Source organism: Lentzea tibetensis, assembly GCF_007845675.1.
Lineage (GTDB): Bacteria > Actinomycetota > Actinomycetes > Mycobacteriales > Pseudonocardiaceae > Lentzea > Lentzea tibetensis.
The window spans coordinates 1-1,380 of the sequence record NZ_VOBR01000095.1 but is presented as its reverse complement, the minus strand read 5'-3'; the positions used below and the strand labels follow the sequence as shown (position 1 = coordinate 1,380).

Sequence of the window (1,380 nt, the reverse complement as noted above, 5' to 3'; positions counted from 1 at the left end):
TCTCCGCGACCAGGAACGCCAGCTCGAGTGACTGCTGGGTGTTCAGGCGCGGGTCGCACGCGGTCTCGTAGCGGCCGGCGAGGTCGGCGTCGGAGATCTCCTGCGCGCCGCCCAGGCACTCGGTGACGTCCTCACCGGTCAGCTCGATGTGAATACCGCCGGGATGCGTGCCCAGCCGGCGATGCACCTCGAAGAAGCCCTGCACCTCGTCCACGATGCGGTCGAAATGCCGCGTCTTGTAGCCGGTCGACGACTCGTGGGTGTTGCCGTGCATCGGGTCGCACTGCCAGATCACCTGATGCCCCGACGCGGTCACCTTCTCCACGATGGCGGGCAGCACGTCGCGCACCTTGCCGTTGCCCATCCGCGAGATCAGCGTCAGGCGGCCCGGCTGGTTGCGCGGATCCAGACGCTCCACGTACTCGACCGCCATCTCCGGCGTCGTCGACGGACCGATCTTCAACCCGATCGGGTTCGACAACAGCTCCGCGAACGCGATGTGCGCGCCGTCCAGCTGGCGGGTCCGCTCACCGATCCACAGGAAATGCGACGACAAGTCATACAGCTTCGGCTGCTCACCAGAGGTGTCCAGGCGCAGCATCGCCCGCTCGTAGTCCAGCAGCAGCGCCTCGTGCGAGGCGTAGATCTCCGTCCCGTGCAGCGACGCGTCCGTGACGCCACACGCCGACATGAACCGCAGGCCGCGGTCGATCTCACCGGCCAGCGCCTCATAGCGCTCGCCGGCCGGGGAGGTGCGCACGAAGTCCCGGTTCCAGTCGTGCACCCGGTGCAGATCCGCCAGACCGGCGCCGGTCAGGGCGCGCAGCAGATTCATCGCAGCGCCCGCGTTCGCGTACGCCCGGATCAGCCGCGACGGATCCGGGATCCGCGCCTCGGGGGTCGCGACCAGCGAGTTGACGATGTCGCCTCGGTAGGACGGCAGACCCAGCGCGTCGATGTTCGACGACCGCGGCTTGGCGTACTGACCCGCGATCCGGCCGACCTTCACCACCGGCACACTCGCGCCGTAGGTCAGCACGACGGCCATCTGCAGCAGGGTCCGGATGTTCGCGCGGATGTGCGGCTCGGTGTTGTCCGCGAACGTCTCCGCGCAGTCACCACCCTGCAGCAGAAACGCCTCACCCCTGGCCACCGCGGCCAGCTGCTCGTGCAGCCGGTCGATCTCGGCGGGCACGGTGATCGGCGGAACGCTCTCCAGCACGGTGCGCACCTTGCGCACCTGATCGGCATCGGGCCACTCCGGCTGCTGCGCAGCGGGACGCGCGAGGGCGTCGTCAAGGCGCTTGCGCATGTCCGGCGGCAACGGGGGAAGCTCGGGAAGCGTGTCGATGGGCACGTCCACGGTCCAGTTCACGCTGC

The 1,380-nt window shown here is 68.9% G+C and carries 1 protein-coding gene; it reads right to left on the bottom strand.

Annotation, left to right across the window (positions count from 1 at the left end; all coding sequences use genetic code 11):
- Window positions 1-1,375 (bottom strand): class II 3-deoxy-7-phosphoheptulonate synthase (locus tag FKR81_RS43065; protein WP_146361370.1); only part of this gene is annotated, 1,375 nt, incomplete at its 3' end.
- Between the last annotated feature and the right edge of the window lie 5 nt (window positions 1,376-1,380).